This window comes from Longimicrobium sp., assembly GCF_036554565.1.
In the GTDB taxonomy this organism is placed as follows: Bacteria; Gemmatimonadota; Gemmatimonadetes; order Longimicrobiales; family Longimicrobiaceae; genus Longimicrobium.
This window is the reverse complement of sequence record NZ_DATBNB010000675.1, coordinates 1-6474: the sequence shown is the minus strand read 5'-3', so window position 1 is coordinate 6474 and position 6474 is coordinate 1. Positions and strand designations below refer to the sequence as shown.

At 71.2% G+C, this 6474-nt stretch carries 5 protein-coding genes; 4 read left to right on the top strand and 1 reads right to left on the bottom strand.

Annotation, left to right across the window (positions count from 1 at the left end; translation table 11 throughout):
• Positions 1 to 121: 121 nt before the first annotated feature.
• Positions 122 to 1360, top strand: a complete 1239-nt coding sequence (locus VIB55_RS18785; protein ID WP_331878206.1) for a hypothetical protein — start codon at positions 122 to 124, stop codon at positions 1358 to 1360.
• Here the strand turns inward: VIB55_RS18785 and VIB55_RS18780 are convergent, their stop codons facing one another.
• Complete coding sequence (locus VIB55_RS18780; protein ID WP_331878205.1) at positions 1361 to 2680, bottom strand: ATP-binding protein; 1320 nt, start codon at positions 2678 to 2680, stop codon at positions 1361 to 1363.
• Between the two features lie 219 nt (positions 2681 to 2899).
• On the opposite strand from VIB55_RS18780, the gene VIB55_RS18775 reads away from it, so the two are divergent.
• The 3 genes from VIB55_RS18775 to VIB55_RS18765 all read left to right on the top strand — a co-directional run.
• Positions 2900 to 4201: a hypothetical protein gene (locus VIB55_RS18775; protein ID WP_331878204.1), complete on the top strand. Its 1302-nt coding sequence runs from the start codon at positions 2900 to 2902 to the stop codon at positions 4199 to 4201.
• Between the two features lie 139 nt (positions 4202 to 4340).
• A complete protein-coding gene (locus VIB55_RS18770; protein WP_331878203.1) occupies positions 4341 to 4523 on the top strand; it encodes a hypothetical protein in 183 nt (60 codons plus the stop codon).
• Between the two features lie 147 nt (positions 4524 to 4670).
• Positions 4671 to 6474: aldehyde dehydrogenase family protein (locus tag VIB55_RS18765; protein WP_331878202.1), on the top strand; the 1804-nt coding region annotated here is incomplete at its 3' end.

Sequence of the window (6474 nt, the reverse complement as noted above, 5' to 3'; positions counted from 1 at the left end):
GGCGGGCGCGATGTCGACGCGGTAGCGCGCGGTGGCGGGACGGATGGAACTATCGGGGATCGGGAGTCGTACCTGCGGGTAGGCTCCCGGTTTTCGTTCCGCACGGTGACAGGCTCTCCGGATGCGTCTTCTCCGCTCCTCTCTTCTCGCCGTCGTGGCTGCCATCGCCCTGGCCGCCTGCGAAAGCGTGCCGACGACCACCCCCGTGGAAGCGTCTGACCGGGCGGAAGCCGGCGACGTTCGCGGGGTGGAGGCGCGCTTCGTGGAGATCGAGCGCGAGGTGCCCGGCTTCGGCGGCTACTTCTTCGCCGCGGACGGTGCCGTGGCCGCGTACGTCGCGGAGCCCGGGAGCGCGCCTGCCGCCCGCGTCGTGCTGGCGCGGGTGCTCGCGGAACGCACGCCCTCCGCGCGCGACCGGCGCACGGGAGAGCTGCGCGTGCTCGCTGGCAGATACTCGTTTTCCCAGCTCGCCGCTTGGCGCGACCGGCTGATGGCGCTACTGCCCATGCCCGGCGTCGTCTTCGTGGACGCGGACGAGGCGTTCAACCGCGTGCGGATCGGCGTGTGGACGAACGAGGCGCGGCTGGCCGTGCCTGCGGCGGCGGTCCGGCTGGGCGTTCCCCTCGAAGCCCTGGTGCTTTCCGACGAGCGCTCGCTCCGCCCGCTCGTCCGCCTGGCGGACGCCGCCGGTCCCCTGGTTCCCGGTGGCTACCGGGTGAGCTTCGCTTCAGATCTATCCACCATCGTGCAGTGCAGCCTGGGATTCAACGTGCTCGGGCTGGACGATGCCGGATACGTAACCGCGGCGCACTGTTCGCGGGTGCAGGGCCGGACGGACCGCACCGTGCACCAGCAGCCGGGTGAATCGGAGCTGCTGGGGATGGAAACCGCCGATCCCCTGATGTTCCGGGGCGGCGCCTGCCCCGCGGACCGCCGCTGCCGGTACAGCGACGCCGCGCGGTTCCGTTACGCTCCCGGCCACGTGGCAGATCCCGCCATCGCGCGAACGGCGGAACCGGGTTCGCGAGAGGTCGCGGGGACGCTGCGCGTGGCGGGCGAGAGTCCCTATCCCGTGGCGGGTGAGATGCTGGACAAGGTGGGCGCGGAAACCGGGTGGACGTTCGGCGCCGTCGCCGCCACCTGCGTCCACGTGAACGTCGACGGCACCGACGTCACCCTCCTCTGCCAGGACGTGGTCGACGCGGAAGCGGAGGGGGGAGACAGCGGAGGCCCCGTGTTCGCCTGGCGCGGCGGGGAGGCGACCCTGGCCGGCGTGCTCTGGGGAGGGACGGGGAAGCGCTTCTACTTCAGCGCGATGGGGAACGTGGAGGCGGAGCTGGGCCCGCTGACCACGTGGTAACTACGGCATCTCCGCGGAATCGACGTTCGTGGCTCTCAGCGGAGCCGCGGGGAGCGTGAGGGTAAAGGTGGAGCCCTCGGCCAGCGTGCTTTCCGCGACGAGGTCTCCGCCCATCCCGCGGGCCAGGTCACGGCTGATCGCCAGACCCAGCCCCGTTCCCCCCGCGGTACGGGTGAACCCGGCAGACACCTGGGCGAACGGGTGGAAGATGAAGTCCAGCTTGTCGGCCGGAACGCCGATGCCCGTGTCGCGCACGCGGATGGCCACGGTGTCGGCCGTCGGCTGGCACGAGACCTCGATCCGCCCGCCGGCAGGCGTGAACTTGATGGCGTTGGATAGCAGGTTCAGCAGCACCTGCTCCAGCCGCGAGCGGTCCGCCAGCAGCACCGCGCCGCAGCGCGCGGAGCTGTCGTCGTAGGCCAGCTGTTTCTCGGAGAGCTGCGGCAGGACCAGGCCCTGCACCTCGTCCATCACCCCGTCCAGCATCACCGGCTCCCGCGCATAGCTGGCGCTTCCCGCCTCGGTCGTCGCGAAGTCCAGCACGTCGTTGATCAGCCCCAGCAGGTGGCGCTGGCTGCGATCGATGCGCCCCAGGTCTTCGCGCTGCTCGGGTGTGATGGGCCCGCGGATCTCCATCTCCATCAGCTGCACGTATCCGCCGATGGCGTTCAGGGGCGTGCGCAGCTCGTGGCTCATGGTCGCCAGGAACATGCTCTTGGCATGGTTGGCTTCCTCCGCCCGAGCCCGCGCCTCCTGCGCCTCGCGCCCGGCGAGCTCCGCGGCCTGGGTACGCTCCTCCAGCTCCTCCGCGGTCGCCTGCAGCTCCTCGTGCGCCATCTCCATCTCCGTCGCCTGCTCCTGCAGCTGCGCGTTCGCCAGTTCGACCTCCAGGGCCTGCTCCTGCAGCTGCTGGTTGGCCGATTCCAGTTCGGCGGCCGCCTCCCGCGCCGCGTCACGGGCGCGCTGCAGCGACTCGGTCGTGGTGCCCACCAGCCACGACACCCCGACGAACGCCACCAGCGGCACGAGGTCCTTGGGATCTTCCGGTACGAAGCCCCCGAGCGGCGGGACGAGGTAGTAGTTGATTCCCATGACGCAGATGACGCCCGTGGCCAGCCCCGGCCACGAGCCGCCGTACCACGCGGAAACGATCACCGCCACGTACGCGAACAGGAACATCGAACGCGGGAGGAACTCGGCGAGCGCAATGGTCAGCGCCACCGCGAGCACGCCCGCACCGATCGCGGCGAGCGCTCGCATTCCGTTGCCGGGGCGGCGCGCACGTTCGGGCGACGTGGCGGCGGGAGCGAGGTTGGTCACTGGACGGGCAGGCGGATGCGGGTCCACGAGCTTCCCGGAGCGGACGGAACTTTCGAGCGGGCGGCACAGAAGCTAGGGCGAGATGATGGCGGCGCAAGCCAGCCGCCGTGTGGCATGCGAGGTGCCGCACCCGGGCGGTGTTCTCGGCTTCCACTTGCTTCGGCTTTTGTGCGGGCGTAACCTACGTGCGCGTTTCTCCCTGACCTTCCACCGCGCGCCGTGACCGCTTCCGCGTCTCCCGATCCCCAACTGCTCTCGTGCGCCATCGCGGGCGGCTACGCCGGCCGCTGGGCGCGTGCGCAGGTGCGCCGGGCGGAGGCCGAGGGTGCGGCGGTGGAGCCGTCCCCCGCATGGTTCGTGGATGCGTTCGCCGGCGCGGACCTGCAGCGGGCGGCGATTCGGGGGGCGGCGGTGGAGGCGGGCGCCATCGCGTCTGTCCGTGCGATGGCGGATACGGTGGATGGCATCCGCGTCGTGCTCGCGGACGAAGACCCGGGGCTGCTCGCACGGCTGGAGGACGAGCTGGAGAGGATGGGCATGGCCGGCCGGGTGCGGCGGACGCGCGACGTCGCTTCGATCGCACCGGGGGAGATCGGTCTCGTCGAGTCCTCGTTCGTGGCCCTCGCGGCGGGGCTTGCGGACGCGATGGGCGATTCCGCCGCGCTGGTGCGCCTGGCGCCGCTGAGCGCGCGGGCCCTGCCGTGGACGGCGCTTCGGCCGATCGCCTCGCGGGCGGAAACCGAGCTGCTTCTGCGCTTTCCAGCGGAGGATTTTCACAAGCAGGCCCGCGTCAGCGGCCCCATCGCCGACTTTCCGCCCAACATCCGCCGCCTGGTGGAAGGGTGCTCGGCATTGCTGGGCGATGGACGGCACGTATGGCTCGCCGCCTGGCGCGACGCGGTGCGGCGGGCCGGTGCGGACGCGGCGGTGGACGACGTCGTGGATCGCTACCGCGAGCTGATCGTCGGCGCGGGGGAGGGGCGGATCGTCCGCGCGCAGCGGCTGGGGAGCGGGGCGGAAGCCATCCATCTCCTGCTCGCCACGTCCAGTCCGGCACACGTGCTGGAGCTGAACGGCGCCATCGCGGACGGCGGTGCGGACCCGCTCCCTCCGGCCAGCCCCGCCGCGGATCCCGAGCCGGAACCCGAGCCCGAGGTGGTCGAGCCGCCCATCGCGCTCGATCTGTTTCCGGTCCCGCCGCCACCAGTGGAACCGAAGCCGCGCGGCCCGGACCTTCGCGCCGTGGCTGACGATCTCCACGCCCGCCACTGCGGATCGCTCGTCACCTATCCCGACCTGCTCGCGACCCTGTCCGATTCGGGGCTCACGCCGGAGCAGGTGCAGGAGGCGCTGGCGATCCTCAAGCGTGCGGGCCGCGCGGCGTATCGGTCGCTGGACGCGGCCGATGCGGAGATCGACTTCCTGCTGGAGCCAGCGGCGCCCCCGCCGCCGCGCAAGAAGAAGCCGCGCAAGGCCGCGCCGGGCGAGCTGGGCCTGTTCGACCTGCCCGACGACGCGTAGCCCACGCTAGAGCACGCGCGTCTGATCCGACGCGAACCTACCATGGACGGGCACGCCTGATGCGGGCCCAAACCGCGTCCCCGGCGTCGACGCAAGCCGCCGCGGAATCCTCACCCTCATCCCACCCCGGAGGACTCCCATGGACCCCAGATCCGCGGAACTGATGGCCGGCATCATCGCCCCGCGCGGCGACGCCGAAACCGGCGCCCGGGACGCGTCGCCGTCCACGTCGTTCAGCATCCGGCAGATCATCGAGCCTCGCAGCCCCATCGTGCACCTGCCGACGCTTCCCGCCACGGAGCGCGCCGCACAGCCGGCCTGAGTGGATGCCGGAAAGGAACGGCGGCCGCGGGCTCTTGCGCGACCCGGGGCCGTCGTTCGTGCGGAAAACGCGCGCGGGCGATAGATTGAGGGTATTGCCGCGCGTCCGGGACGCGGCCCGCGGTCACCCCGAGTCCCGCAGTAACCGATGAGCATCGCCGAAATCTTCGAGACCATGGAATACGGCCCCGCCCCCGAGAGCGCCTCGCCCGCGGTGGACTGGCTGGAGGAACGGGGCCGCACCTTCCGGCACTTCGTCGGCGGCGAGTGGCGCGAGCCGGAGGGCGGCGAGTTCTTCGACACCACCAATCCGGCGACGAACCAGCCCCTGGCGCGCATCGCGCAGGGCAGCGAGGCCGACGTGGACGCGGCGGTGCGCGCCGCCCGCGAGGCGCTTCCCGGCTGGCAGGCGCTGGACGGCCATGCGCGCGCCCGGTTCCTGTACGCCATCGCCCGCCACATCCAGCGCCACAGCCGGCTCTTCTCCGTGCTGGAAACGATGGACAACGGCAAGCCCATCCGCGAGTCGCGCGACATCGACATCCCGCTGGTGGCCCGGCACTTCTACCACCACGCCGGGTGGGCGCAGCTGATGGACACGGAGCTGGCGGACCAGGTGCCCGTAGGCGTGGTGGGGCAGATCATCCCATGGAACTTCCCGCTGCTGATGATGGCGTGGAAGATCGCCCCGGCGCTGGCGATGGGGAACACGGTGGTGCTCAAGCCGGCGGAGTTCACCTCGCTCACCGCGCTGCTCTTCGCCGAGGTGTGCCGCGACGCGGGGCTCCCCCCGGGCGTGGTGAACGTGGTCACCGGCGACGGGCGCACGGGCGCGGCCATCGTCGGGCATCCGGACGTGGACAAGATCGCCTTCACGGGATCGACCGAAGTGGGCCGCATCATCCGCGTGGCCACGGCGGGAACGGGGAAGAAGCTGTCGCTGGAGCTGGGCGGCAAGTCGCCCTTCATCGTCTTCGACGACGCCGACCTGGAAAGCGTGGTCGAGGGCGTGGTCGACGCCATCTGGTTCAACCAGGGACAGGTGTGCTGCGCCGGCAGCCGCATCCTGGCGCAGGAGGGCATTTCCGAAAAGCTGACGCAGCGGCTGCGCGAGCGGATGGAAACGCTTCGCGTGGGCAACCCGCTGGACAAGGCGGTGGACATCGGCGCCATCGTGGCCCCCGTGCAGCTGGAGCAGATCCGCAAGCTGGTGCAGGCCGGCGCCGACGAGGGCGCGCAGATGTGGCAGCCGTCGTGGAGCTGCCCCACCGAGGGATGCTTCTATCCGCCGACGCTGTTCACCAACGTGTCGCCGTCGTCCAGCGTGGCGCAGGTGGAAATCTTCGGCCCCGTCGTGGTGCTGATGACCTTCCGCACGCCGGCCGAAGCGGTGGAGCTGGCAAACAACACGGTCTACGGGCTCGCGTCCAGCGTGTGGACCGAGAACATCAACCTGGCCCTGGACATCGCGCCCAGGATCAAGGCCGGCACGGTGTGGATCAACAGCACCAATCTGTTCGACGCCGCGTCGGGCTTCGGCGGATACCGCGAGAGCGGCTTCGGGCGCGAGGGCGGCAAGGAAGGGCTGTACGAATACGTGAAGCCGCGCTGGGAGATCGCCAGCAAGAACGGCGGCGCCCCCGCCCGCCGCGACGACCGCAAGGCCAGGCCCGCGCGCGCCGAAAAGCAGCGCGGCAACGGCGCCGGCCCGGTGCTGCCGCCCATCGACCGCACCGCCAAGCTGTACATCGGCGGGAAGCAGGCGCGACCGGACAGCGGCTATGCGCTCTCCATCTACGGCCCCGGCGACCGGCTGATCGGTGACGTGGGGCTGGGCAACCGCAAGGACGTGCGCAACGCGGTAGAGGCGGCGCACAAGGCCAAGGGGTGGAGCAAGAGCACCGCCCACAACCGCGCGCAGGTGCTGTTCTACCTGGCCGAGAACCTTGCGG